The 24,826-nt window shown below is 68.0% G+C and carries 16 protein-coding genes and 1 pseudogene; 8 read left to right on the top strand and 9 right to left on the bottom strand.

Annotation, left to right across the window (positions count from 1 at the left end):
• Positions 1–21: 21 nt before the first annotated feature.
• Both fadA and fadB read right to left on the bottom strand, forming a co-directional pair.
• Positions 22–1,200 carry an acetyl-CoA C-acyltransferase FadA gene (fadA, locus tag POR01S_RS20890; protein ID WP_007162383.1) on the bottom strand — a complete coding sequence of 393 codons (1,179 nt, stop codon included), beginning with the start codon at positions 1,198–1,200 and terminating at the stop codon, positions 22–24.
• A gap of 15 nt (positions 1,201–1,215) precedes the next feature.
• Positions 1,216–3,363, bottom strand: coding sequence for a fatty acid oxidation complex subunit alpha FadB (gene fadB, locus POR01S_RS20885; protein ID WP_042138142.1), 2,148 nt, complete (start codon positions 3,361–3,363; stop codon positions 1,216–1,218).
• Between the two features lie 360 nt (positions 3,364–3,723).
• Between fadB and POR01S_RS20880 the strand changes: the two genes are divergently transcribed.
• The gene (locus POR01S_RS20880; RefSeq protein WP_007162381.1) at positions 3,724–4,164 is read left to right on the top strand and encodes a universal stress protein; all 441 of its coding nucleotides are present in this window, start codon (positions 3,724–3,726) and stop codon (positions 4,162–4,164) included.
• Between the two features lie 18 nt (positions 4,165–4,182).
• Here the strand turns inward: POR01S_RS20880 and POR01S_RS20875 are convergent, their stop codons facing one another.
• A complete protein-coding gene (locus tag POR01S_RS20875; RefSeq protein WP_042138140.1) occupies positions 4,183–6,093 on the bottom strand; it encodes an ATP-binding cassette domain-containing protein in 1,911 nt (636 codons plus the stop codon).
• 220 nt (positions 6,094–6,313) lie between these two features.
• On the opposite strand from POR01S_RS20875, the gene POR01S_RS20870 reads away from it, so the two are divergent.
• The 5 genes and pseudogenes from POR01S_RS20870 to phnE all read left to right on the top strand — a co-directional run bounded on the left by POR01S_RS20870 (position 6,314) and on the right by phnE (position 11,684).
• On the top strand, positions 6,314–8,242 hold the full coding sequence (locus POR01S_RS20870; protein ID WP_007162379.1) for a transglycosylase SLT domain-containing protein: 1,929 nt from the start codon (positions 6,314–6,316) through the stop codon (positions 8,240–8,242).
• A gap of 198 nt (positions 8,243–8,440) precedes the next feature.
• Positions 8,441–9,289, top strand: a complete 849-nt coding sequence (locus tag POR01S_RS20865) for a putative selenate ABC transporter substrate-binding protein (protein ID WP_042138139.1) — start codon at positions 8,441–8,443, stop codon at positions 9,287–9,289.
• Complete coding sequence (locus POR01S_RS20860) at positions 9,286–10,095, top strand: phosphonate ABC transporter ATP-binding protein (RefSeq protein ID WP_042138135.1); 810 nt, start codon at positions 9,286–9,288, stop codon at positions 10,093–10,095. The genes POR01S_RS20865 and POR01S_RS20860 overlap by 4 nt, the downstream gene beginning before the upstream one ends.
• A pseudogene (locus POR01S_RS24075) lies at positions 10,089–10,901 on the top strand (PhnE/PtxC family ABC transporter permease); the annotation flags it as partial. The gene POR01S_RS20860 and the pseudogene POR01S_RS24075, both read left to right, overlap by 7 nt.
• Positions 10,902–10,952: 51 nt before the next feature.
• Positions 10,953–11,684: a phosphonate ABC transporter, permease protein PhnE gene (gene phnE, locus POR01S_RS24070; RefSeq protein WP_223855474.1), complete on the top strand. Its 732-nt coding sequence runs from the start codon at positions 10,953–10,955 to the stop codon at positions 11,682–11,684.
• Here the strand turns inward: phnE and selA are convergent.
• Positions 11,681–13,090, bottom strand: a complete 1,410-nt coding sequence (gene selA, locus POR01S_RS20850; RefSeq protein WP_042138133.1) for an L-seryl-tRNA(Sec) selenium transferase — start codon at positions 13,088–13,090, stop codon at positions 11,681–11,683. The genes phnE and selA overlap by 4 nt on opposite strands.
• Positions 13,091–13,366: 276 nt before the next feature.
• Between selA and POR01S_RS20845 the strand changes: the two genes are divergently transcribed.
• Positions 13,367–14,458, top strand: coding sequence for a hypothetical protein (locus POR01S_RS20845; protein ID WP_027598378.1), 1,092 nt, complete (start codon positions 13,367–13,369; stop codon positions 14,456–14,458).
• 153 nt (positions 14,459–14,611) lie between these two features.
• Positions 14,612–15,136, top strand: coding sequence for an ankyrin repeat domain-containing protein (locus POR01S_RS20840; protein WP_007162373.1), 525 nt, complete (start codon positions 14,612–14,614; stop codon positions 15,134–15,136).
• On the opposite strand, the gene POR01S_RS20835 is transcribed toward POR01S_RS20840, so the two are convergent.
• From POR01S_RS20835 to POR01S_RS20815, 5 genes are all read right to left on the bottom strand, one after another.
• Entirely contained in the window at positions 15,137–16,060 is a 924-nt protein-coding gene (locus tag POR01S_RS20835) for an SdiA-regulated domain-containing protein (protein WP_042138130.1), read from the bottom strand.
• Between the two features lie 67 nt (positions 16,061–16,127).
• Positions 16,128–20,123 (bottom strand): Pls/PosA family non-ribosomal peptide synthetase, encoded by a 3,996-nt coding sequence (locus tag POR01S_RS20830; RefSeq protein ID WP_042138127.1) that lies wholly within the window; start codon positions 20,121–20,123, stop codon positions 16,128–16,130.
• Between the two features lie 231 nt (positions 20,124–20,354).
• The gene (katG, locus tag POR01S_RS20825) at positions 20,355–22,616 is read right to left on the bottom strand and encodes a catalase/peroxidase HPI (protein ID WP_027598381.1); all 2,262 of its coding nucleotides are present in this window, start codon (positions 22,614–22,616) and stop codon (positions 20,355–20,357) included.
• 492 nt (positions 22,617–23,108) lie between these two features.
• On the bottom strand, positions 23,109–24,026 hold the full coding sequence (fdhE, locus tag POR01S_RS20820; RefSeq protein WP_042138126.1) for a formate dehydrogenase accessory protein FdhE: 918 nt from the start codon (positions 24,024–24,026) through the stop codon (positions 23,109–23,111).
• Positions 24,027–24,200: 174 nt separating this feature from the next.
• Positions 24,201–24,824, bottom strand: coding sequence for a formate dehydrogenase subunit gamma (locus POR01S_RS20815; RefSeq protein ID WP_007162369.1), 624 nt, complete (start codon positions 24,822–24,824; stop codon positions 24,201–24,203).
• Positions 24,825–24,826: the final 2 nt, after the last annotated feature.

The following is a 24,826-nucleotide window of genomic DNA, read 5'->3' as shown; positions in this document are numbered from 1 at the left end:
GATGACGCACGCTGCGGCGGATCAGCGCAGGCGTTCGAACACCGTGGTGATGCCCTGGCCGAGACCCACGCACATGGTGGCCAGGCCGAAGGTGCCGTCATTCTGTTTCATGACATTTAACAGCGTGCCTGAAATTCTGGCGCCAGAGCAACCGAAGGGGTGACCCAGGGCGATGGCACCGCCGTGCAGATTGACCTTTTCCTCCATCTTGTCGAGCACCTTGAGGTCCTTGAGCACTGGCAGGGCCTGGGCCGCGAAGGCCTCGTTGAGTTCGATGAAATCGATGTCGGCGATGGTCAGACCGGCGCGCTTGAGCGCCTTCTGCGAAGCCGGGACCGGACCGTAGCCCATGATCGCCGGATCGACACCGGCCACGGCCATGGCGCGGATCCTGGCCAGCGGCTGCAGGCCGAGGTCCTGGGCGCGCTGGGCCGACATGACCAGCATGCAGGAGGCGCCGTCGGTGATCTGCGAAGAGGTACCGGCGGTCACGGTACCGCCCTTGGGGTTGAAGGCCGGCTTCAGCGCCGCCAGGCCTTCGAGGGTGGTTTCCGGACGGATGGTCTCGTCATGGCTGAAGACCTTGAGGAAACCGTTCTCGTCGTGACCTTCCAGGGGAATGATCTCGTCCTTGAACTTGCCTTCCTGGGTGGCCTTCCAGGCCAGCTGGTGCGAGCGATAGCCGAACTGGTCCTGGGCCTCGCGAGTGATGCCGTGCATCTTGCCCAGCATCTCGGCGGTCAGGCCCATCATGCCGGACGCCTTGGCGGCATGCAGCGACAGCTGGGGATTCGGGTCGACGCCGTGCATCATGCCGACGTGACCCATGTGCTCCACCCCGCCGACGACGAAGACGTCGCCGTTGCCGGTCTGGATCGCCTGGGCGGCGGTGTGCAGGGCGCTCATGGAGGAACCGCACAGGCGGCTCACCGTCTGGGCGCCGCTGGTGTGCGGGATGCGGGTCAGCAGCGACGCCATGCGGGCGATGTTCCAGCCCTGCTCCAGGGTCTGGTTGACGCAGCCCCAGATCACGTCTTCCACCTCGGCCGGATTGACCTGGGGATTGCGGTCGAGGACCGCGTCGATCAGCCGCGCGGACAGGGTCTCGGCGCGGGTGTTACGGTGCATGCCGCCCTTGGAGCGACCCATGGGCGTGCGGGCGAAGTCGACGATGACGACGTCTCTCGGATTCAGACTCATTTCTTTACTCCAGGCTCAACCGAAGAAGCGTTGGCCAGCGGCGGCCATTTCGCGGAGTTTGGGGGTCGGGTGGTACAGCGGCCCGAGGTCGGCGTACTTGTCGGCCATGGCGACGAATTCGGCCACGCCCAGGCTGTCGATGTAGCGCAGCGCACCACCGCGGAAGGGCGGGAAGCCGATGCCGTAGATCAGGCCCATGTCGGCCTCGGCGGCGCTCTCGACGATGCCGTCCTCCAGGCAGCGCACGGCTTCCAGGCACAGCGGCACCATCATCCGCTCGACGATCTCCTCGTCGGTGAATTCACGCTGCTCGTAGGTGACCGGTGCCAGCACCTCGGCCACGGCCGGGTCGGCGACCTTCTTCGGCTTGCCCTTCTTGTCGGTCTCGTAGACATAGAAGCCCTTGCCGTTCTTCTGGCCGAAGCGCTGGGCTTCGTAGAGAGCGTCCACCGCGGTCTTGCGGCTTTCCTTCATGCGCTCGGGGAAGCCCTCGGCCATGACGTCGCGGGCGTGGTGGGCGGTGTCCATGCCGACCACGTCCATCAGGTAGGCCGGGCCCATGGGCCAGCCGAACTTCTCCATCAGCCGGTCGACGCGCTGAAAATCGGCCCCCTGGGCCAGCAGCGCGGCGAAGCCGCCGAAGTACGGGAAGAGGATGCGGTTGACCAGGAAGCCGGGGCAGTCGTTGACCACGATGGGGTTCTTGCCCATCTGGCGGGCGTAGGCCACGGTGGTGGCGATGGCCTTCTCGCTGGTCTTCTCGCCGCGGATCACCTCGACCAGGGGCATCATGTGCACCGGGTTGAAGAAGTGCATGCCGCAGAAGTTTTCCGGACGCTTGAGCGCCTGGGCCAGCAGGCTGATGGAAATGGTGGAGGTGTTGGAGGTGAGGATGGCGTCCTCGCGCACCTGGCCTTCCACCTCGGCCAGCACGGCCTGCTTGACCTTGGGATTCTCGACCACGGCTTCGACCACCAGGTCGACGTTCTTGAAGTCGCCATAGGACAGCGTCGGGCGGATGCGATTGAGCGCCTCGGCCATCTTCGCCGGCTCCAGGCGGCCCTTCTCGACGCGCTTGTTGAGCAGCTTGCTGGCTTCGCTCAGGCCCAGCTCCAGGGCTTCGTCGCGAATGTCCTTCATCAGGATCGGGGTGCCCTTGAGCGCGGACTGGTAGGCGATGCCGCCACCCATGATGCCGGCGCCCAGCACGCTGGTCAGCTTGACCGGCGCGGCCTGCTTCTCCAACACCTTGGCCTTGCGCTTGAGCGCCTGGTCATTGAGGAACAGGCCGACCAGGCTGGCGGAGACCGAGGTCTGGGCCATCTTGGCGAAACCGGCGCCTTCGACTTCCAGTGCCTTGTCGCGGCCGTAGTTGGCGGACTTCTGGATGGCCTTGATGGCTTCCAGCGGTGCTGGATAGTGCGGACCGGCTTGGCTGGCGACGAAGCCCTTGGCCGATTCGAAGGCCATCATGGCTTCGATGGCATTGAGCTGCAGCTTTTCCAGCTTGGGCTTGCGCTTGGCGCGGTAGTCCAGCTCGCCGGCGGCGGCGCGGCGGACCAGGTCCAGGGCGGCGTCGAACAGGTGCTCGGGGGCGACCACGGCATCGGCCACGCCGACCTTGAGAGCGGTGGCGGCGTCGTTTTCCTTGCCGGACGCGATCCACTCGATGGCGTTGTCGCTGCCGATCAGGCGCGGCAGGCGGACGGTACCACCCCAGCCCGGATAGATGCCCAGCTTGACTTCCGGCAGGCCGATGCGCGCTGCGGTACTCAGCACCCGGTAGTCGGCGGCCAGGGTCATCTCGCAACCGCCACCCAGGGCGATGCCGCCCACGGCGGCCACGGTGGGCACCGGCAGGTCTTCGAAATCGTTGAAGATGCGGTTGATCTCGGCGATGCCGGCCTGCAGCTCTTCGGTCGGCCGACCGAACATCTCGACGAATTCGGTGATGTCGGCGCCGACGATGAAGACGTCCTTGCCGCTGGTGACGATGACGCCGCGCAGGCCGGCGTGGGCTTTCAGGGCATCCACGGCCTGGCGGAATTCGCGCAGGGTGATGGCGCTGAACTTGTTGACCGATTCGCCTTGGAGGTCGAAGCGAAGTTCGGCGATGCCGTCCTCCACGTCGCGCACCGAAAGGGCTTTGCCTTCGAAAATCATCAGCGGGTCTCCCTTGAGTCCTGGTCGCGAAGCGGGCGGCGGCTTGGGTGGAAGCCGAGAATCGCCAGCCCCGATATTGTTCTGTGGAGGGCACCGGCCGGGCCGGGGCGAAAATTCATACAACCGTTTGAACGGCTCGCACAACCTTCTGGCAAAAGCGGGCACTTGTCAATTGGGACGCAGGGGGAAAGCGCGACCGGGGGTTCCAACGGCCGGCGCTTGAGCTTGGCGCGCTTCTGTGCAAGATAGCCGTGGAGCTATCCCCGACTCCTGGAGTCGAAACTACAAGTGGGCTAGAGCCTGCGAATCGAGCGCCAGCCACGGTACGGTCTGGCGCCCCATCATGAAGGAGAGATGTGTATGGCCTACCAACACATATTGGTTGCCGTCGACCTGACCGAAGATTGCCAGCCGGTGATCCGCCGTGCGGTTGCCCTGGGTCAGTGCTGTGGCAGCAAGGTGTCGCTGGTGCACGTGGTCGAGCCCATGGCCATGGCCTTTGGCGGTGACGTGCCCATGGATCTGTCGTCGCTGCAGCAGCAGCAGATCGAGCAGGCCCGCGAGCGACTGGACGGTTTCACTACCCAGTATGCGGAGCTGGCCGGCAATTGCGTGCTGGCCTACGGCCAACCGCGCCAGGAAATCCACCGCATGGCCAAGGAACAGGGCTGCGACCTGATCGTGGTCGGCAGCCACGGTCGTCACGGCCTGGCGCTGCTGCTGGGCTCGACGTCCAACGACCTGCTGCACGGCGCGCCCTGCGATACCCTGGCGGTAGCCTTGAAGAAAGACAAGGCCTGATCCCGCGGCCGGGCTGGATTATTCCAGTTCGGCCCAGCGTTCGATGAGGCGATCCAGTTCGGCCTGCAGCGCGTCCATTCGGGCGAGCTTGGCCTGGGTGACCTCGTTCGGCAGCTGGTAGAAGCCCGGGTCGGCAATGGCGGTCTGCAGGGCCTCCAATTCGATCTCCGCGGTTTCGATGGCGCCCGGCAGGGCGTCCAGCTCACGCTGCTCCTTGTAGCTGAGCTTACGCTTGGCCGGTGCGGCGGCAGCGGCCACGGGTGCCGCAGCGGACGCGGGTTCGGCCTTGGCCGGCGCCGGCTTGCTGTCCTCCCGGGTCTGCACGCCGAGCAGACGCGGCGAGCCGCCCTGGCGCAGCCAGTCCTGGTAGCCACCGACGTATTCGCGGACCCGCCCTTCCCCCTCGAACACCAGGGTGCTGGTCACCACGTTGTCGAGGAAGGCCCGGTCGTGGCTGACCATCAGCACGGTGCCCTCGAAACTCAGCAGCACCTCTTCCAGCAGCTCCAGGGTCTCGACGTCGAGGTCGTTGGTGGGTTCGTCCAGCACCAGCAGGTTGGCCGGCTTGCTGAACAGCTTGGCCAGCAGCAGGCGCGCGCGTTCGCCACCGGACAGCGCCTTGACCGGCGTGCGGGCACGCTGGGGGCTGAACAGGAAGTCGCCCAGGTAGCTCAGCACATGCCGATCCTGGCCGTTGATGGTGATGAATTCGCGACCCTCGGCGAGGTTGTCGATCACCGACTTTTCCGGTTCCAGTTGCAGGCGCAGCTGGTCGAAATAGGCGATCTCCAGCTTGGTGCCGTACTGGATCTTGCCGGCGGTGGGCTGGAGGTCACCCAGCAGCAGCTTGAGCAGGGTGGTCTTGCCCGAGCCGTTGGGGCCGAGCAGACCGATGCGATCGCCGCGCTGGATCAGCAGGGTCAGGTCGCGGATCAGGGGTTCGCCGCCGGGATGGGCATAGCTCATGTGCTCGGCAAGGATGACCTGCTTGCCGGACTTGTCGGCGGTTTCCAGCAGCAGATTGGCCTTGCCTTGACGCTCACGGCGCTCGCTGCGCTCGTTGCGCATGGCCTTGAGCGCACGGACCCGACCTTCGTTGCGGGTACGGCGGGCCTTGATGCCCTGGCGGATCCAGACTTCTTCCTGGGCCAGGCGCTTGTCGAACAGGGCGTTGGCGGTCTCTTCGGCCGCCAGCTGCTGCTCCTTGTGCACCAGGAAGCTGGCGTAGTCGCCCTGCCAGTCGATCAGGTTGCCGCGATCCAGTTCGAGGATGCGGGTGGCCAGGGCCTGGAGGAAGGCACGGTCGTGGGTGATGAACAGCACGGCGCCCGGATAGCCGCGCAGGGCGTCTTCCAGCCAGGCGATGGCGCCGATGTCCAAGTGGTTGGTGGGTTCGTCGAGCAGCAGCAGATCCGGCTCGGCCACCAGCGCCTGGGCCAGCAGCACGCGCCGCCGCCAGCCGCCGGACAGTTCGGCGAGGGTCTTTTCCGCCGGCAGCTGCAGCCGGCTCAGGGTGCTTTCCACGAGTTGCTGCAGGCGCCAGCCATCGCGGGCCTCCAGCTCCTGCTGGACGTGCATGAGCCGCTCCATATCCAGTTCGCCGCTGGTGTCCTGGGTCAGGTGATGGTACTCGGCGAGCAATTCGCCGACGCCGGCCAGGCCCGCGGCCACCACGTCGAACACCGAGCGGTCGTCGGCGCGCGGCAATTCCTGCGGCAGTTCGCCGATCTTCAGCGCCGGGGCGCGCCAGACCTCGCCGTCATCGGCCTGCTGCTCGCCCTTGACGATGCGCAGGAGGCTGGATTTGCCGGTGCCGTTGCGGCCGATGATGCATACCCGCTCGCCCCGCTCGATCTGCCAGGACACCCCGTCCAGCAAGGGGGTGACGCCAAAGGCCAGGGATACGTTGGTGAACTTGAGCAGCGCCATGGGTTTCTCCGCGAAAAAGGCCAGCCAGTCTAGCAGAGACGCCCACCCCGGCGCCGGTCGACACGAGCCGGCGAAACGCCCGGACCGCCCGACGGCAGGCCATGGCCGACGCTTTCGCCGCCTGGCACCGGCACGTAAGCTAGACTGCCCCGTGACGGTCGGCCGCTTGCCTTGCGCAGTGCGCGCCGCCCCCTCCGCATCCAGCTTTTACGGAATTCCCATGCGCGGTCGCCTGTTCGTCATCCTGCCCCTGCTCCTCGCTCCCCTGATCGGCTCCACCACCTCGCAAGCCGCTCCCCTGGAGCAGCAGCGGCAACTCTACGACCAGGCCAAGGCGGCGCTGGACCGCGGCGATGCCAGTGTCTACCTGGCCAATCGCGGTGAATTGCGCACCTATCCGCTGGAGCCTTACCTGGCCTATGACGAGCTGATCAAGCGTGTTCCCGGGGCCAGCGATGCCGAGATCGAGACCTTTCTCGCCGAGCACGGCGATCTGCCGCAGTCCAACTGGCTGCGCCTGCGCTGGCTGCGCAGCCTGGCCGATCGCGGCGACTGGAATCGCTTCGAGAAATACTATTCGCCGGACTTCAACTTCACCGAGCTGGACTGCCTGCACGGCCAGTACCTGATCGCCCAGGGCAATGCCAGCGAGGGCTTCAAACTGGCGGAGAAATACTGGCTGGTGGGCAAGGCCCAGCCGACCACCTGCGACGGCCTGTTCCAGGCCTGGGCGGCGCGCGGGCAACTCACCGAGGAGCGCGTCTGGGAGCGTGCCAAGCTGGCCGCCGACAAGGGCGAGTACGGCCTGGTGCGCACCCTGTCCGCCCAGTTGCCGACGCTGTCCGGCCAGGCCCAGCGGCTGATCGACGTGGCCCAGAAGCCGCAGCAGATCGCCAATGTCCAGGCCTTCGCCCCGGCCAGCGAGAGTCTCGCCGACGTGGTCGGCCTGGGCCTGCGCAAGCTGGCGCGCCAGGACCCGGAACAGGCCATGAGCCTGCTCGAGGTCTACAGCCAGCGCATGCCCTTCACCCGCGATGAAAAGGTCGCCATCGCCCGCCAGATCGGCCTGACCCTGGCGAAGAACTTCGATCCGCGCGCCCTGCCGCTGATGGAGCGCTATGATCCCGAGTTGCGGGACGATGACGTCAGCGAATGGCGCGCCCGCCTGCTGCTGCGCCTGGGTCGCTGGAGCGATGCCCATGCGCTGATCGAGCGCTTTCCGCCGAGCCTGGCCAAGGCCAATCGCTGGGAATACTGGCGCGCCCGCACCCTGGAGCTGATGCAGCCGCAGAGTCCGGCGGTGCTGCGGGAATACGCCGAGGTCAGTCGCGAGCGCGACTACTATGGCTTCCTTGCCGCGGACCGCAGCAAGGCGCCCTATCAGCTCAACAACAAGCCGCTGATGCTCAGCGACGCCCTCAAGCGCAAGGTGCGCAACACCCCCGGCGTGCAGCGGGCCCTGGAATTCATCGCCCGTGGCGAGCCGATCAATGCTCGCCGCGAGTGGTTCTATGTCAGCCGTCACTTCAACCGTGACGAACTGGTGGCCCAGGCCCGCATGGCCTACGACATGCAGTGGTACTTCCCGGCGATCCGCACCATCAGCCTGGCCAAGTACTGGGACGACCTGGACATCCGCTTCCCCATCGCCTATCGCGAAAGCTTCGTGCGCGAGGCCCAGACCCGCGGTCTGCACAGCAGCTGGGTGTTCGCCATCACCCGCCAGGAGAGCGGCTTCATGGCCGATGCGCGCTCCGGGGTGGGCGCCATGGGGCTGATGCAGCTGATGCCGGCCACCGCCAGCCATACCGCCAGCAAGTTCGCCATTCCCCTGGCCTCGCCGCAACAGGCGCTGACCCCGGAGAAGAACATCCAGCTGGGCACCGCCTATCTGTCCATGGTCCATGCCCAGTTCAACGGCAACCGGGTGCTGGCCTCGGCGGCCTACAACGCCGGTCCCGGCCGGGTGAAGCGCTGGCTGACGGGCGCCCGCCACCTGGCCTTCGATGTCTGGGTGGAGACCATTCCCTTCGACGAGACGCGCCAGTACGTGCAGAACGTGCTGGCCTATGCGGTGATCTACGGGCAGAAGCTCAATTCGCCGCAACCCCTGGTGGACTGGAACGAGCGTTTCTTCGACGAGACCTGAGTGCTCGCCGACCCGTCCTGACACCACCGCAGCGGACTCGCACGCCGGGTCGCGTCCGCTGCCTGACCCCTTCCCAGAGCCGTCGCGCCACGCCGCAGCTGCATCCTGCCAGGCCCGCGGCCTCGTGGCGGCTGCGCAAAACAGCGCCACCCCCTATACTGCAGCCCCTTTTTTTCCGCTATTGAACCGGAGAAACCCATGCTCAAGCGTTCGCTGGCCCTGGCAGCAGGCCTGGCCCTGTCCCTGACCTCCCTGTTCTCCCACGCCACCGACGAACTGCGCGTCTCGGCCATTCCCGACGAGGCGCCCACCGAGCTGATCCGCAAGTTCAAGCCGCTGGGTGAATACCTGGAGCAGCGCCTGGGCATGCCGGTGAAATTCGTCCCGGTGTCCGACTATGCCGGCGTGGTGGAAGCCATGGCCTCGGATCGCCTGGACCTGGCCTGGTTCGGCGGTTTCACCTTCGTCCAGGCGCAGCGCAAGGCGCCGATGACCCCCCTGGTGCAGCGCGCAGAAGATCAGCAGTTCACCAGCAAGTTCATCACCGCCGACCCGGTCGTGAAGACCCTGCAGGACCTCAAGGGCAAGACCTTCGCCTTCGGTTCGGTCTCTTCCACCTCGGGCAGCCTGATGCCGCGCTACTTCATGCAGCAGGACGGCATCGTCCCCGAGCAGTTCTTCTCGCGGGTGGCCTATTCCGGCGCCCATGACGCCACCGTCGCCTGGGTCGCCGCGGGCAAGGCCGATGCCGGCGTGCTCAACGCCTCGGTGTGGAAGAAGCTGGTCGACGCCGGCAAGGTCGACACCAGCAAGGTCCGGGTCATCTCCACCACCCCGGCCTACTACGACTACAACTGGACGGTGCGCGGCAATCTGGATCCGCAACTGGCGGCCAAGATCAAGCAGGCCTTCCTCGACCTGGATCCGGCCAAGCCGGCCGACAAGGCGATCCTCGACCTGCAGGCAGCCAGCCGCTTCGTGCCGACCTCGCCGGACAACTACAAGAGCATCGAGGCTTCCGCCCTGGCGGCCGGCCTGCTCAAGTGAGTCTCGCCCTCAGGGGCGTGACGCTGGTACACGCCGACGGGTCGCCCGCCCTGGCCGATCTCGACCTCAACCTGCAACAGGGTGAGCAGGTCGCGCTGATCGGTCCGTCCGGGGCGGGCAAGACCAGCCTGCTGCGCCTGCTGGCCACCGGGCTGCGGCCGCTCGCGGGTGAGCTGGAGCTGCTCGGCCAGCAGCCCTGGAGCCTGGGCAACCGGGCGCGGCGCCAGTTGCGCGCCCGCATCGGCCTGATCCACCAGGCGCCGCCCTTGCCAGCGCGCCAGCGGGTCATCACCGCGGTGCTGGCCGGCCGTCTCGGCCAGTGGTCGCTGGCGCGCAGCCTGGTCAGCCTGGTGCATCCGCTGGATCGCGCCGGCGCCGCGGCGGCCCTGGCGCCGCTGGATCTCGCCGATCGCCTCTACTCCTCCTGCGATCAGCTGTCCGGTGGCCAGTTGCAGCGCATCGGCATCGCCCGGGCGCTCTACCAGCAGCCGCAGCTGCTGCTCGCCGACGAACCCGTGTCGGCCATGGACCCGGTGCTGGCCGCCCATACCCTGGAGGTGCTGAGCGACGCCGCGGCGCGCCAGGGCACCACCCTGGTCACCAGCCTGCACAACGTCGAACTGGCGTTGCAGCGCTTTCCGCGCATCCTCGGTCTGCGGGCCGGGCGGCTGCTGTGGGACAAGCCCGCCAGCGCGGTCACCCCGACCGACCTCGCCGACCTTTATGCCAATGAAGGCCTGAGCACCACCCTCAAGCCTGCCGCCCCGGCCCCAGCCGAGACACCGCTCGACCTGCCGCGATGCTGACCTCGCCCCGCCAGGACCCGGCCGCCCGGTCCCGACTGCTGCTCACCCTGCTGGCCCTGCTGCTGGCCTGGCCGACGCTGCGCCTGGCGGAATTCGATCTGCTGGGTCTCTTCACCGGCGACAACGCCCGCACCATGGGCAACTTTCTCGCCGGCTTCTGGCCGCCCGCCCATGACGCCGACTTTCTCGCCGTGCTCGGGCGCGCCACCCTGGAAACCCTGGCCATCGCCACCCTGGGCATGGCCCTGGCGGCGCTGATCGCCCTGCCCGCCGCCCTGCTCGCCACCCGTGTCCTGTCGATCTCCGCCCTGCCCCGCGGCGGACGTCCAGGCCGCCTGCCGCGCCTGCTCCGCGGACTGGTGCGCGGGGTGCTGATCGTCCTGCGCAGCGTGCCGGAGATCGTCTGGGCGCTGCTGTTCGTCCGCGCCGTAGGCCTGGGTCCCACCGCCGGGGTGCTGGCCATCGCCATCACCTACGGCGGCATGCTGGGCAAGGTCTATGCGGAAATCTTCGAATCGGTCGATCCACGCCCGGCGCGGGCCCTCCTGCTACAGGGCGCCAGTCGCCTGCAGGCCTTCGTCTATGGCGTGCTGCCCAACGCCGCGGGCGAGATGATTTCCTACAGCGTCTATCGCTGGGAGTGCGCCGTTCGCGCCTCGGTGGTGATGGGCTTCGTCGGCGCCGGCGGGCTCGGCCAGCAGGTCGATCTGTCGCTGCGCATGTTCGCCGGTGGCGAGGTGGCCAGCCTGCTGCTGACCTTCCTGGTGCTGGTGCTCCTGGCCGATGTGCTCAGTCGCCTGCTGCGCCAGGTGGAGCGTGGTCAGGGCCGGGGCCGGGGCGCTCTGACGGTGCTGGCCATGGGCGCCGCCCTGGTGGCGTCCGCCAGCTACCTGGGCACCGCCTTCGGCGAATTGCTGAGCGCTCGCGCCCTGGCGCAGATGGGCAGCTTCCTGGCTGACTTTCTCCAGCCGGACTTTTCCCTCGCCCAGCTGTCGGCCGTGGCCCATGGCGCCTTAGAAACCCTGGCCATGTCGGCCCTGGGTACCCTGCTCGCCGGGCTGCTCGGCATCCTGCTGGCGCTGCCGGCGGCCGGTCGCCTTGGCCTGGGCGCCCTGGCGCTGGCACGGCTGCTGCTCAATGCCCTGCGCGCCGTGCCAGAACTGGTCTGGGCGGCGCTGATGGTGCTGGCCGCCGGCCTGGGACCCAACGCCGGCACCCTGGCGCTGGCCCTGCACACCGCCGGGGTGCTCGGTCGGCTGTTCGCCGAAGCCCTGGAAAACACCCCCAAGGCGCCGGCCGAAGCCATTCGCCTGGCCGGCGGTGGCGCGCTGGCGGCCTTTCTCTACGGCACCCTGCCGGCGGTCTGGCCGCAGTTGCTGGCCTATCTGCTCTATCGCTGGGAAAACAATATCCGCATGGCCAGCATCCTCGGCTTCGTCGGCGCTGGTGGCCTGGGGCAGCAGCTGTACTTCAGCCTGAGCCTGTTCCAGCAGGCCCAGGCCGCCACCGTGATCCTCGGCATGCTGGTGCTGGTGCTGGGCGTGGATCTGCTGAGCAATTGGGCCCGGCAGCGCTGGGTCGTCCGTTAACGAATCTCCGGCAGCAGCAGCGCTGGCAATTGCGCGAGAAAGGCGGCTTCGTCGTCGAGCTGGCGCAGGTCCAGCCAGAGCGCATCGGCGTCGATGCGCCCCACCACCGGGATGGGTAGCTGGCGCAGGCCTTCTTCCAGTTGTCGCAAGGCGCGCCCACGCAGGCGCTTGCTGACCTGGGGGCGACAGCACAGCGCCGCCCCGGGCAGGCGGGCCACCGGCTGGGCGCCACTGCCGATCATGCCGAGCGCCGGCTCCACGCTGACCGCATAGGTCGTGCCCAGCACGGCGGCGAAGGCCGGTAGCAGCCGCTCGGCCTGGGTGGTGATGGCCTCGGCCGGGCGCGACAGCAGGCGCAGGCTGGGCAACCGCTCGGCCAGTCGATCCGGATCGCGATAGAGCGCCAGGGTCGCCTCCAGGGCGACCAGGGTCAGCTTGTCGACCCGCAACGCCCGCTTGAGCGGATTCTTCTTGATGCGCTCGATGAGGTCGCGGCGACCGACGATGAGGCCGCACTGGGGGCCGCCGAGCAGCTTGTCGCCACTGAAGGTCACCAGGTCGGCGCCGTCGCGCAGGGCCTGCTGCACCGTGGGTTCGGCGGGCAGTCCCCAACGGGTCAGGTCCACCAGGGTGCCGCTGCCCAGGTCTTCCAACAGCGGCACTTTATGGGCGCGGGCGATGGCGGCCAGCTCCGCCGTAGCCACGCTGGCGGTAAAGCCCTGGACGCTGTAGTTGCTGGTGTGCACCCGCATCAGCAGCGCGGTGCGCGGGCCGATGGCGGCTTCGTAGTCGCGGGCATGGGTACGGTTGGTGGTGCCCACCTCCACCAGCTTGACCCCGGCGCGGGCCATGATGTCGGGGATGCGGAAGGCGCCACCGATCTCGATCAGCTCGCCGCGGGACAGCACCCCTTCCTTGCGTGCGCCTATGGCATGCAGGGCCAGCAGGACCGCCGCGGCGTTGTTGTTGACCACCGTCACCGCCTCGGCGCCGGTGAGTTCGCGCACCAGGTCGGCGACCAGGTCGTCGCGATCGCCGCGCTTACCGGTAGCCAGGTCGAATTCCAGATTCATCGGCTGACGCGCGGCCTCGACTACCGCGGCGATGGCCTCTTCCGCCAGCAGCGCCCGCCCCAGGTTGGTGTGCAGCACCGTGCCGGTGAGGTTGAACACCCGCCGCACCCGCGGCTGGCTGTGCAACGCCAGGCGCTCGCCCAGACGGCCGGCCAGCACGCCCTCCTCCACCTCCACCGCGGTCAGGGTGCCGGCCCTCAGGGCCTCGCGCAGATCGTCCAGCAGCGAGCGATAGCCGCCAAGGACCTGCTCGCGACCGTGGCGCTCCTCCAGCGGACGCGAAGCGGGATGGCGCAGCAGGCGGTCGATGGACGGCAGGCGGATGGCGGTCATGGGAGCCTCTTGGGTCGAGTCGACCCCCAGTGTAGCCCGAACCCGCGGCGGGTCGACCAGGGGCGCCGGACTGCCGCAGGCTCGTCCCGCCCTGGGAGAGAGCGGCCCGAACCCGGACCCGGGGCGTCCGGAAATGACCCCCGGGTTCCCGGTTTGCCGCGTGCCAGAGCCCGTCCTAGGATGGTTTCGCGGGCTCTTCCCAGCCACCTGCCGCGGTCTTGGTGTGGAGGGCCCTGGCCACCACGTCCACCTCACGACAATAACAAAGGTGCCGTCATGTCCAAGAAATCCTCCCTCTGGGCCAGCGATGGCCTGCTCGACAGCAGCGACATCGTCAGCCTCGGCAACTTCACCTACCTGCACACGCTGAAGAGCGCCGCGGCCACGCCGCTGGCGCAGACCCACTCGGCCAGCACCCCTACCGTCAGCGAATTCCTCAACGGCGCCATCAGCGAGTACGTACTGGGTGGCACGCCCGACGGCATGCGGCCGTTCCTCGTCGATGGCCATCAGCTGACGCTGCACAACTCGCTCAACGGCGCCACGGCCCACACCTGGATCACCGCCGAGAACCAGGTGCTCATCACCTATGCCGGCACCACTAGAGGCGAGAATCTGCTGATCGATCCCCTCTCCACCGCCGGTGGCCTGCTGAGCGATCTGCAGATCCTCGGCCAGCAGGTCTCCAGCGCCCAGCGGCAGTCGCTGGACTTCGCCCACCAGGTCATCGAGGCGGCGGCCAAGCAGGGTTATGGCACCCAGGACATCTTCGTCACCGGCCACTCCCTAGGTGGCATCTCGGCGGCCTACGTCGCCCAGCAGACCGGTCTCGGCGGCATCAGCTTCGAGGCCTCGGGCATTCCCCGCGATGCTCAGGCCGTGGGCCATGGGGGCAATTTCGTCAATGTGGTCACCCTGGGCGATCCGGTGGCCAACTACAGCTCCGACATCCGCGGCGAACAGCCCTTCGCGCCGAGCTTCGTCAGCCAGGCCGAGGGTGGCGGCAGCCTGCCCCACTATGGCTCGCTGTTCCTGATCGGTGCCCAGGCCGACCAGCACGACCTGACCCAGGCGGCGGCCAAGGTCGGCCACCTGTTCAACGGCGACAACGGTGGCCAGGTCAATCCACTGGGGGCGGCCCTGCATCCGCTCAGCGTGGCCGCCGGAATCGCCGAAGCGGCGCGCCTGATCGCCGAATTCCATCTGCCGGCCGCCGAATACACCAACCTCGGGGTGACCCCTACCGGTGGTTTTCTGGACACCCTGCCGGCGCAGATCGGCACGGCCCATGGCCCGGTGCTGATGGTCGGCAACTACAGCGTGGCGGAATTGCAGGCCTATGCCGAGACCCACGCCACCTTCGGCTGAGAGCCGCTTATAAAACTACTGCGCGTCCGCCATACAGGCACGTGCGGCGGCCTTGTTTCGCCGCTGCGGGAGAACTCCCTCCTGCCGTTCGGGTCTGCCCTCCTATCGCCCGGGACCCCGAGGGTCCCGTCCGCCTTAGCCCAGGAGAACCCCATGACCGCAGACGGTCCCCAGCGCATGACCGATGAAGAAGCCCAGGAATTCGCCACCGAGGTGTTCAACCTCGCGCGCACCGGCAATGCCGAGGTGCTGGCCCTGGTGCTGGAAAAGGGGCTGACGCCCAATCTGCGCAATCACAAGGGCGACAGCCTGCTGATGCTGGCCAGCTACCACGGTCACCTGGAGGCCAGTCGTGTCCTGCTGGAGCACCGGGCCGATCCGAACCTCGCCAACGACATGGGCCAGTCGCCCCTGGCCGGGGCGGCCTTCAAGAACAACCTGCCGATGGCCGAACTGCTGCTGGAGCACGGCGCCGCCGTGGAGGGCGCCATGCCCGACGGCAAGACCGCACTGATGATGGCGGCCATGTTCAATCACGTGCAGATGGTGGAATTGCTGGTCGCCCGCGGCGCCGATCCCAAGGCCCGGGACGCCGCCGGCAACACGGCGCTGAGCGTGGCCCGCGCCATGGGCGCCCAGGACACCCCTGCCGTGCTGGAGCGACTGGGCGGCGTCTGATCAGCGCTTCTGGTAGCGATAGAACAGATTGGGTTCGCTGACCACATAGAGGTTGCCGGCGGTATCCAGGGTGACGCCCTCGGGCTGGCGGATCCGCCGTGACAGGCCGCCGAAGGGCGCCACCAGGGAACGGGTATCCAGGGTATGGCCCTGGTCATCGAGCTCGATCAGCACCCGCGACTCGTCGCTGAGCAGCAGCAGGTGGCCGGTGCGGCGATCGACATGGACCGCGGAAAGGTCGCCGGTGCTGGGCGCCTGGTCCAGCCAGGCCTGGCGATCGATGATGCGCAGGGCGAAGTCGCCGTCGAAGCTCCTGAGCAGGCCCCGGATTTCATAGAGCTTGCGCGGCGAGTGCTCCTTGACCACGAACAGGCGATCGCGGGCGGCGTCGTAGTCCAGGCCTTCGAAGCCCTGGTTGGCGCGGGGGAAGAGATCCAGGGTCAGGCTGCGATAGTCCTTGCGCCGGAGCACGTCGTCGCCTTCGGGGATGCCTACCAGGGTCAGGGCGTTGGCGCCCTCTTCCGCCAGCAGCAGGCGGTCGTTGCCTAGATAGGTCACGCCTTCGACATCATCGAAGCCTTCCAGGCGATGGCGTTGCAGCAGCTCGCCGTCCCGGCTCAGCGCCAGCAACTCCGGCGGATTGTTGACCACCGCCCAGAGGCGATCCCGCTCCGGGTCATAGCTGAGGTCGGACAGATTCTCGGTGACGCCGGCCACCGGCTTGGCTTCCACCGCCACCCGGTAGCGACCGAGTTCCAGGGAGGCTCGGGGTTCGCTCTGCCACTGCTGGCCGACCCAGAACAGCAACTGGCTGTCCAGATGGCTGCTGCGCAGGCCCTGGGTCACCCCCAGTGCCAGCAGCAGGGCCAGGCCCAGCAGCCAGCCGGTCCGTCCGATCCTGATCCGTCGTACCCACGCCGTCATCGCCTTGCCCCGTCATCGTTGTACGGGGCGGAGTATCCAGGGCTGTCTTTATGGTTGTGTGACAGTCCTAGCGCCGGGGCTGAACGGGGTTACCCTCCCAGCGCGAGCGACCCGGCAGGGTTTCGCCCTTCATCACCAGCGACAGCGGACCCAGTTCCACGTCGTCGCCGACGCGGGCGCCATAGAGCACCACGCTGCGCGGCCCCAGGTTGACCCCGGCCCCCAGCTCGACTTCGCCGACCTTCATCACCCGGTCTTCGAACAGGTGGGTCTGGGGACCGGCCAGGGCGTTGAGTTCGCCGTAGTCACCGAGGCGCACGCAGTCGAATTCGGTGAGGTCGGTGGTATCCAGGTAGGTGCCGCGACCCAGGCGGGCGCCGAGCAGGCGCAGCGCCAGCGGCAGCCAGGGCGTGCCGCGCAGGGTGCCGAGCAGATTGGGCACCGCCAGGGTTTCGTAGAGGCTGGTGATGGCTTCGCTGCGCCAGACGAAAAAGGTCCACATGGGCGCCGAACGCGGACGATAACGGCCCACCACCAGCCACTTGAGCCCCAGCACGACCAGGAAGCTGGCCAGGGCGAAGGCGCTGCCGGCCAGCAGGGTCTCGCCGAGCAGCTGCAGCCAGGCGCCCTGCTGCCACAGCGGCACCAGGGCCTCGGCGATGGCGCAGCCGGCGGCCACGGTGAAGCCGGTGGGCAGCACGATGCGCAGGGCTTCGATCAGGCCACGCGCCACCCGGCGCCAGGGGGCCGGGCGGAAGGTCAGGCTTTCCGGGTAGCCAGTCAGGGTTTCCCGCGCCGGCAGCCGGACCGCCGGCGAGCCGAGCCAGGTTTCGCCCTGGCGCAGGGGCACACCCTCGTCGAGTCGACCCAGGACACCGATCAGGGCGTCTTCGGGGATGTGGCAGCCGTCGGCGACATAGGCGCCGTTGCCGACGAAACTGCGCCGGGCGATGGAGGTGCGTCTGAGGGTCATCCAGCCCTGGGCGACCTGTTCGTCACCGAGCATCACGGCATCGGCGATAAAGGTCTCGGCGCCCAGCTCCAGCAACGAGGAGACCGGACCCTGGGCGGTGGATATCTCGGCATCGCGACCGACCCGGGCACCCAGCAGGCGATACCAGAGCGCCGAATAGACGGTGGCATAGAGGCCCTGCAAGCTTTGCAGCGCCGACTCCTGGATCAGGTTGGCCAGCCACTTGCGCCAGTAGAAGAGGCTGTCGATCGACCACTGGCCTTCTTCCAGGCGTGGCAGGATCAGCCGCCGCGCCAGGGCGCAGCCGAGCAGGGTCAGGGCGACGCTGACCACGCCCAGCGGCAGGGCCAGTACGCCGTACTGCAGGGCATCGAGCAGCAGCGAAGAGGTGTGCCACCAGGGTAGTCCACCAAAGCTTTCCAGTTCGTCGATCAGCAGCGCCAGGGGAAACAGCGGCATGAAGAACAGCACCGAGACCACCAGGCCGCTGAGGGCATAGAGGCCCTTGAGCAGGGCACGCTGGGCACGGGACACCGGGGCCGGCGGCAGCACGCGGGCACCGGCGGCACCCTGATCGCGGGCCGGCGCGCCGCCCCAGTGGCGGCCGGCCGGGATGCGCTGACCGCTGCGCAGGGCGGATTGGGCCTGCAGGCGCGCACCGTCACCGAGGGCGGTGTCGCCTTCGAGGATGGCATAGGAGCCGACCTGGGCTTCGCGCCCCAGGGTCACGGCGCCGAGCAGCAATTCGCCGCGCAGCACCCGGGCGTTTTCGAAATTGACGCCGTTGCCCAGGCTGGCGCCCTGCCCCAGGGTCAGCAACTCGGGGACGCGCAGGGTCAGGGTGCCGACGAAGGCTTCGGCGCCGACGCGTGCGCCAAGCAGGCGCAGCCAGCCCCGCGCCAGGGGCGAGCCGCTGAGCAGGTAGGCCGGCGCCAGAGCGAGGAAACGCTCACCCAGCCACCAGCGGTAGTAGGTCAGTCCCCAGAGCGGATAGCGACCGGGCTGCAGGCGGCCGGTGAGGCGCTTGCCCACCACGGCCACGGCGAATTCCAGGCCGATGGCCAGGACGAACAGGCTGAGGGCGGTCAGCATCGCCAGGGGCAGCGCGGTGCCGGAATGGATCAGCAGCGGGAAGGCCAGGAAGGGCGCCAGCCAGCGGCCCAGGCGCAGGGTCAGCAGCGGCGGCAGGGCTACCGCCTGGGCCAGGCCACAGCGCCAGCGCCGCCAGCGGCTGGGTGGCGCCCAGGCCTCGGTGGCCGTCGTTGCGCCCGCTTCGGCGGCGTCGGCCTCCAGGGCCTCGGCGATGGCGCCCAGGGTGCGGCCGGCATAGACCGCCTTGACCGTGGCACTGGCATAGCGCGGATCCTGGCGCAGGCGCGAGACCAGCCGGGCGGCGAACAGCGAGTGCCCGCCCAGGTCGTCGAAGAAATCCATCTCGGCGTGCAGCGGCTGACCGGGGAAGAGTTCGGCGGTGGCCGCCAGCAGCGCACCCAGGGCGCCGCTGGCCGGAGCGACCGGCGCCACCGCAGCGATGGCCAGGGGGCGGGCCCGCAGTTGCTTGCGATCGATCTTGCCGGAATTCAGCCGTGGCATCTCGCCGAGCCACTCGAAGCGGCTGGGCACCATGTACAGCGGCAGGCAGCCGGCCAGTTCGGTGCGCAGCAGGTCGCTGCGTGGCAGCGGGCCGCCATCGCCGACCAGGAAGGCCACCAGTTGCTCCACGCCGCCCTCTTCGCGCAGCACCACGGCCACGGTCCCGACCCCGGGTTGGCGGGCCAGGGTGGCTTCGATCTCGCCCAGTTCGACGCGATAGCCGCGGATCTTCACCTGGTCATCGACCCGGCCCAGGCAGTGCACCTGCCCGTGTTCGTCGACCCGCGCCAGGTCACCGGTGCGATAGAGCTTGAGATCGTGACTGCCGGTGCTCCAGGGATTGGGCAGGAATTTCTCGGCGGTCAGCTCCGGGCGGCCCAGGTAGCCATCGGCCACGCCGGGACCGGTGATGCAGAGTTCGCCCACCTGGTCGCGCGGCAGCAGCGCCAGTGGCTGGCTGGCATCGGCAGGCACCACCAGCAGGCTGTAGTTGGGCAGCGGCCGGCCAATGGTCACCGGCTCGCCCGGTTGCAGCTGCGCCAGACTCGCCGAGACGGTGGCCTCGCTGGGGCCATAGGTGTTGAACAGCCGCCGTTGCGGCCGGCTCCAGCGCGCCACCAGGGGCTCGGGGCACATCTCGCCGCCCAGGTTGATCAGGCGCAGGCTGGGGACGTCTTCCGGCAGCAGCGCCAGCAGGGTCGGCACCACGTGCAGCACGCTGATGCGATTGGCGCTCAGGGCGCGGGCCAGGGCCTCGGGATCGGCGGTGATCTCGCGCGGGGCCAGCCAGAGGGTGGCGCCCACCAGGTAGCTGATCCAGATCTCTTCGAAGGACATGTCGAAGGCCACCGAGAAACCCTGGTAGACCCGGTCGCCGGCCTCGATGCCGAGCAGCGAATTCTCGCTGCGCAGGAAGTGGCAGATGCTGTCCTGGCGGATGCCGATGCCCTTGGGCTTGCCGGTGGAGCCGGAGGTGTAGATCAGATAGGCCAGATTGTCCGGAGAGACCAGGCCGCGCCGGCGCAGGGTTTCGCCGCTGCCCAGGGCGACGCTCAGCGCGTCGGGGGTCCAGCAGTGCAACCCGGGGCGCGCCAGCAGATCGGCGAAGGGCGCCCCGGTGATCACGCCTACCGCCTGGGCGTCTTCCAGGCACAGGGCCACGCGGTCGGCCGGGGTTTCGGCATCGCAGGGCAGCCAGGCGGCGCCGGTCTTGGCGATGGCCAGCTGCATCACCAGCAGCTCGATGCCGCGCGGCAGCCAGAGGCCGACCACGCGGCCGGGCCCGGCGCCGGCGGCCAACAGCCGCGAGGCGGCGCGGTCGGCCCAGGCGTTCAGTTCGCCGTAGCTCAGGCTGCGCTCGCCTTCGAGCAGGGCGGGTCGCTCCGGCGCCCGCGCCGCGGTGGCCTCGAACAGATCGGCGAGGACTTCATCGCGGCACAGATCGGGGCGGATGGGGCCTTCGACCAGACTGAGGGAGAGTTCGGCAAGCGCTTCCATGGGGGACAGCCTCTGGGTGTTTAGCGCAGTTTGTATCTCCCGGGTTACGCGCTCCTTAAGGGGCGCTTAGGGTTTGCTTAAGGCTGGCGGACCCTCGCGCCGGGGGCGCCGGAATGGCTCCAGGCTGTGGCCTCCGCGAGACTCGCTACTGATCGGGGATGAACGGCGGGTCGCTGGCGAGGCCAAAAAAAACGCCTCCCGAAGGAGGCGTTTTCCGTCACCGCATGGCGATCAGCGCAGATCGAAACGATCCAGCTCCATCACCTTGGTCCAGACCTTGACGAAGTCCTTGACGAACTTCTCCTGGGCGTCGGCACTGCCGTAGACCTCGCTCAGGGCGCGCAGCTGGGCGTGGGAGCCGAACACCAGATCGACCCGGGTACCGGTCCACTTCACGGCCCCGGTCTTGCGATCGCGACCTTCGAAGGTGGCCTTGTCCGGACCGGTGGCCTTCCATTCGGTGGCCATGTCCAGCAGGTTGACGAAGAAGTCGTTGGTCAGGGTCTGCGGCCGCTGGGTGAAGACGCCGTGCTTGGCGCCGCCCACGTTGATGTCCAGCACGCGCAGGCCACCCAGCAGCACCGTCAGTTCCGGCGCGGTCAGATTCAGCAGATGCGCCTTGTCCACCAGCAGGAATTCCGGCTTGACCTTGAACTCCCCGCCCACGTAGTTGCGGAAGCCGTCGGCCCAGGGCTCCAGGTGCCCGAAGGATTGCACATCGGTCTGTTCCTGGGAGGCATCCACGCGACCCGGGGTGAAGGGCACGCTGATCGAGTGCCCCGCCGCCTGGGCGGCCTTTTCCACCCCGACGCTACCGGCCAGCACGATCAGGTCGGCGATGGACACCTGCTTGCCCTGCCCTTGGAAGTCACGCTGGATACCCTCCAGCACACCCAGCACCTTGGCCAGTTGCGCCGGCTGGTTGACGGCCCAGTCCTTTTGCGGCGCCAGGCGCAGCCGGCCGCCATTGGCCCCGCCGCGCTTGTCGGAACCGCGGAAGGTGGAAGCCGCCGCCCAGGCGGTGCCGACCAGTTCGGACACGCTCAGGCCGGACGCGGCCAGCTTGTCCTTGAGCGCCTTGACCTCGGCCTCGCCCAGGGGCGCACCTTCAGCCTTGGGCAGCGGGTCCTGCCAGAGCAGCTCCTCGGCCGGGGTTTCCGGGCCCAGGTAACGGGCCAGCGGCCCCATGTCCCTGTGGGTCAGCTTGAACCAGGCACGGGCGAAGGCATCGGCCAGCTGGTCCGGATTTTCCAGGAAGCGGCGGGAGATCTTCTCGTAGGCCGGATCGAAGCGCAGCGCCAGGTCCGAGGTCAGCATGGTCGGCTGGTGACGCTTGCTGGGATCGTGGGCATCGGGCACGGCATTGGCACCGGCGCCGTCCTTGGGCCGCCACTGGTGGGCACCGGCCGGGCTCTTGAACAGCTCCCACTCGAACTTGAACATGTTCTCGAAGTATTCGTTGCTCCAGCGGGTCGGCGTGGAGGTCCAGGTCACTTCGAGGCCGCTGGTGATGGTGTCGGCGCCCTTGCCGGTGCCATAGCTGTTCTGCCAGCCGAAGCCCTGCTGTTCCAGGTCGGCCGCTTCCGGCTCGGCACCGACGCTGGTGGCCGGGCCCGCACCGTGGGTCTTGCCGAAGGCGTGGCCGCCGGCGATCAAGGCGACGGTTTCCTCGTCGTTCATGGCCATGCGGCCAAAGGTTTCGCGAATGTCATGGGCCGAGGCCACCGGATCGGGATTGCCGTTGGGACCTTCGGGGTTCACGTAGATCAGGCCCATCTGCACGGCAGCCAGCGGGTTCTCCAGCATGCGGCTGGAACCCAGGTTGCGGCTCTGCTCGACCGGATGCTGCTCGGGCTGTGCGGTCAGCACGCCGTCACCGGGCTGCTCCATCTGCTTGTGCTCGCCGTAGCGGACATCGCCCCCCAGCCAGACGGTCTCCGAGCCCCAGAACACCGCGTCGTCCGGTTCCCAGACGTCCTGGCGACCGCCGGAAAAGCCGAAGGTCTTGAAGCCCATGGATTCCAGGGCGACGTTGCCGGTGAGCACGATGAGATCGGCCCAGGAGATCTTGCGGCCATACTTCTGCTTGACCGGCCAGATCAGCCGGCGCGCCTTGTCCAGGCTGACGTTGTCCGGCCAGCTGTTGAGCGGCGCGAAGCGCTGCTGACCCTGGCCGGCGCCGCCACGGCCGTCACCGACGCGATAGGTGCCGGCGCTGTGCCAGGCCATCCGCACGAACAACGGGCCATAGTGACCGAAGTCGGCCGGCCACCAGTCCTGGGAATCGGTCATCACGGCGCGCAGGTCGGCCTTTACCGCTTCCAGGTCGAGGCTCTTGAATTCGGTGGCGTAGTCGAACTCTTCGCCCATGGGATCGGAGAGCGAGGAATGCTGGTGCAGGAAGTTGAGATTGAGCTGGTTCGGCCACCAATCCTTGTTGGTGGTACCGCCGCCGGCGGCGTGATTGAACGGGCACTTGGATTCGGTCGACATCTTCTTGGCTACCTCAGGGTCTTGTTCATCCGGTTGTCAGCCGCGACAGCAGCACGGCCTGCAGAAGGCGTGGTTCCGGTCGCGTCGGCCTAGGGGCTCGACAGACACCGATGCCGGCGTCGAGCCGGCTCCGGAGAGAGCCCCACCATGGGCGAAGCGGACGTTTCGGTCATTGTTATCCCCTCATCAGATGGGCACACCGACGAAGCGGCGCAATCTCCATACTAGACGGCTTCGCCGCCCGGCGTGATAGAAGGTTTTGTGCCCCTCGATAGACTGGCTCTGCAAGATGACCCGGAGGTGACAGGGCATCCTCGAGCGACTCTTGGCGCGATAAGCAACGTTGGCGACCGCTTCGCCGAGGTTCGCGCGGCTTGGCTTCACGAAGCGCAACCGGGGAGCGTGCGCCTACAGAGGCCCGGGCGGAGCAGCCCGCCATATGCGGAAACAGAAGCGGCGACCGCCCTGCCCCGGGCGGTCACAGTGCCCGGTCTAGCCCGGGGCGAACAGCAGGTTGGGCGCGTGGCGCTCGTAGCCCTCTTCCGCCAGGCGCACGTCCAGCGCCAGGCTGGCGAGGTCGGCGGACAGGGGCTCGCTGCGGGCGTCGTGGTCGCGATAGAGGTGCTTGAGGTAGGTCTTGCAGTGGGCACAGGTCTCGGCGCGCAGCGGGGCCTTCTGGGCGTTGGCGTCGTCAGTGCTCAGGGAGTAGTAGCCCAGCCCCTTGCCCGTCTCGCAGTGGCTGCACTTGACCCGCACGAAGTGCCATTCGCAGGCGCACAGCGAACAGGTGAGGTACCTCAGGCCATTGGCCTTGCCCAGGTGATGGATGACGCCGGCCATGGGCGGCGCGCCGCAGCAGGGGCAGGCCGTCTGGCTGCCCTGTTCGCGCAGGGCGCTGAAGTCGCTGCGTTGCAGCCAGTGGGTCCAGGCCACCTGCAGGGCGGCGCCGAGGAAGGGCACCACGCCGGCCGGCACCAGCTCGTAGCTGCCCGCCAGCAGGGCGATGGCCCAGGCCTTGCGCTGGCCGGTGTCGGCCTGGCGCAGTTCGCCCAGGGCGGCCTGCACCGGTGCCTGAGAGAGCGTGAGGGTCTCCAGCAGGGCATCCAGCGCGGGCAGCCAGTCGCCTTCGCGGACCAGGGTGTCGTAGCCCAGGGGTGGCAGGCCGTGCTGCAGACTCCGGGCGCTGCGCGCCTCGTCCAGCGGCAGGGGCGCGAGGCGGTCGAAGACCCCTTGCTGGGCCTCGCACACCTCGGCCATCAGCAACAGGTAGTCGCCCAGGGCATTGCCGGTGGCCAGCAGGCGCAGGCGGTCGGCGCGATAGCCGAACAGCTCGCCACCGGGCAGCAGGATGAAATCGGGATTGACGGCCGCGGCTTCGATTTCGCCGGGCTCGAGGATCTGGCCCGCCATGGCAGGGCTCCTTAGCAGAACGGTGGAAGAGAGGATTCAGGATAGCGGGCGGGTTGGGGTGCGGGCTCTGCTGCCCTCACCCCAACCCTCTCCCGGAGGGAGAGGGGGCAAAAAATGCCGCGTACCTCATCCGGTAGGTTGGGTTGAGCGCAGCGAAGCCCAACAGCAAAGGGCTCACTTCTTCTCGCGGGTGACCTTCTCGTACCACAGCGAGTGGTGCTTCTTGGCCCAGGCCCGGCTCACCCAGCCGGTCATCATCGCGGTCACCGAACCCTTGATCCAGATCCCGGCATAGATGTGCACGATGATCGACAGCACCAGCACGAAGGCGGCGACGGCATGGGCCAGGGCGCCCAGGCGGATCACCGGGATGGGGAACAGGTGGGCGAAGTACTGCCGCCAGATGACCACGCCGCTGACCAAGAGGACCAGCATGCAGGCCAGCAGCACCCAGAACAGGATCTTCTGCCCGGGGTTGTACTTGTCGATCGGCGGCAGCTTTTCCTCGCGGTTGTTCAGGACGTCGTTGATCTGCTTGAGCCACTGGGCGTCCTCGCGACCGATCTTGTTGTGCCGCCAGAAGCGGATCACCAGAAAGGCGAAGAACACGAACATCGCCACACCCATGAAGGGGTGCAGGATGCGCGTCCAGGTGCCGCCGCCGAACAGGTTCGAAAGCCAGAACAGCGCGGGATGGAACAGCGCCAGTCCCGACAGCCCGGCCATGAAGAACAGGATCGCCACGATCCAGTGGTTGGTCCGCTCGTTGGCGTTGTAACGCTGGATTTCAGGTTTCATCT

This window comes from Pseudomonas oryzihabitans NBRC 102199, from assembly GCF_000730625.1.
Classification (GTDB): domain Bacteria; phylum Pseudomonadota; class Gammaproteobacteria; order Pseudomonadales; family Pseudomonadaceae; genus Chryseomonas; species Chryseomonas oryzihabitans.
This window is presented reverse-complemented; position numbering and strand designations above follow the sequence as displayed.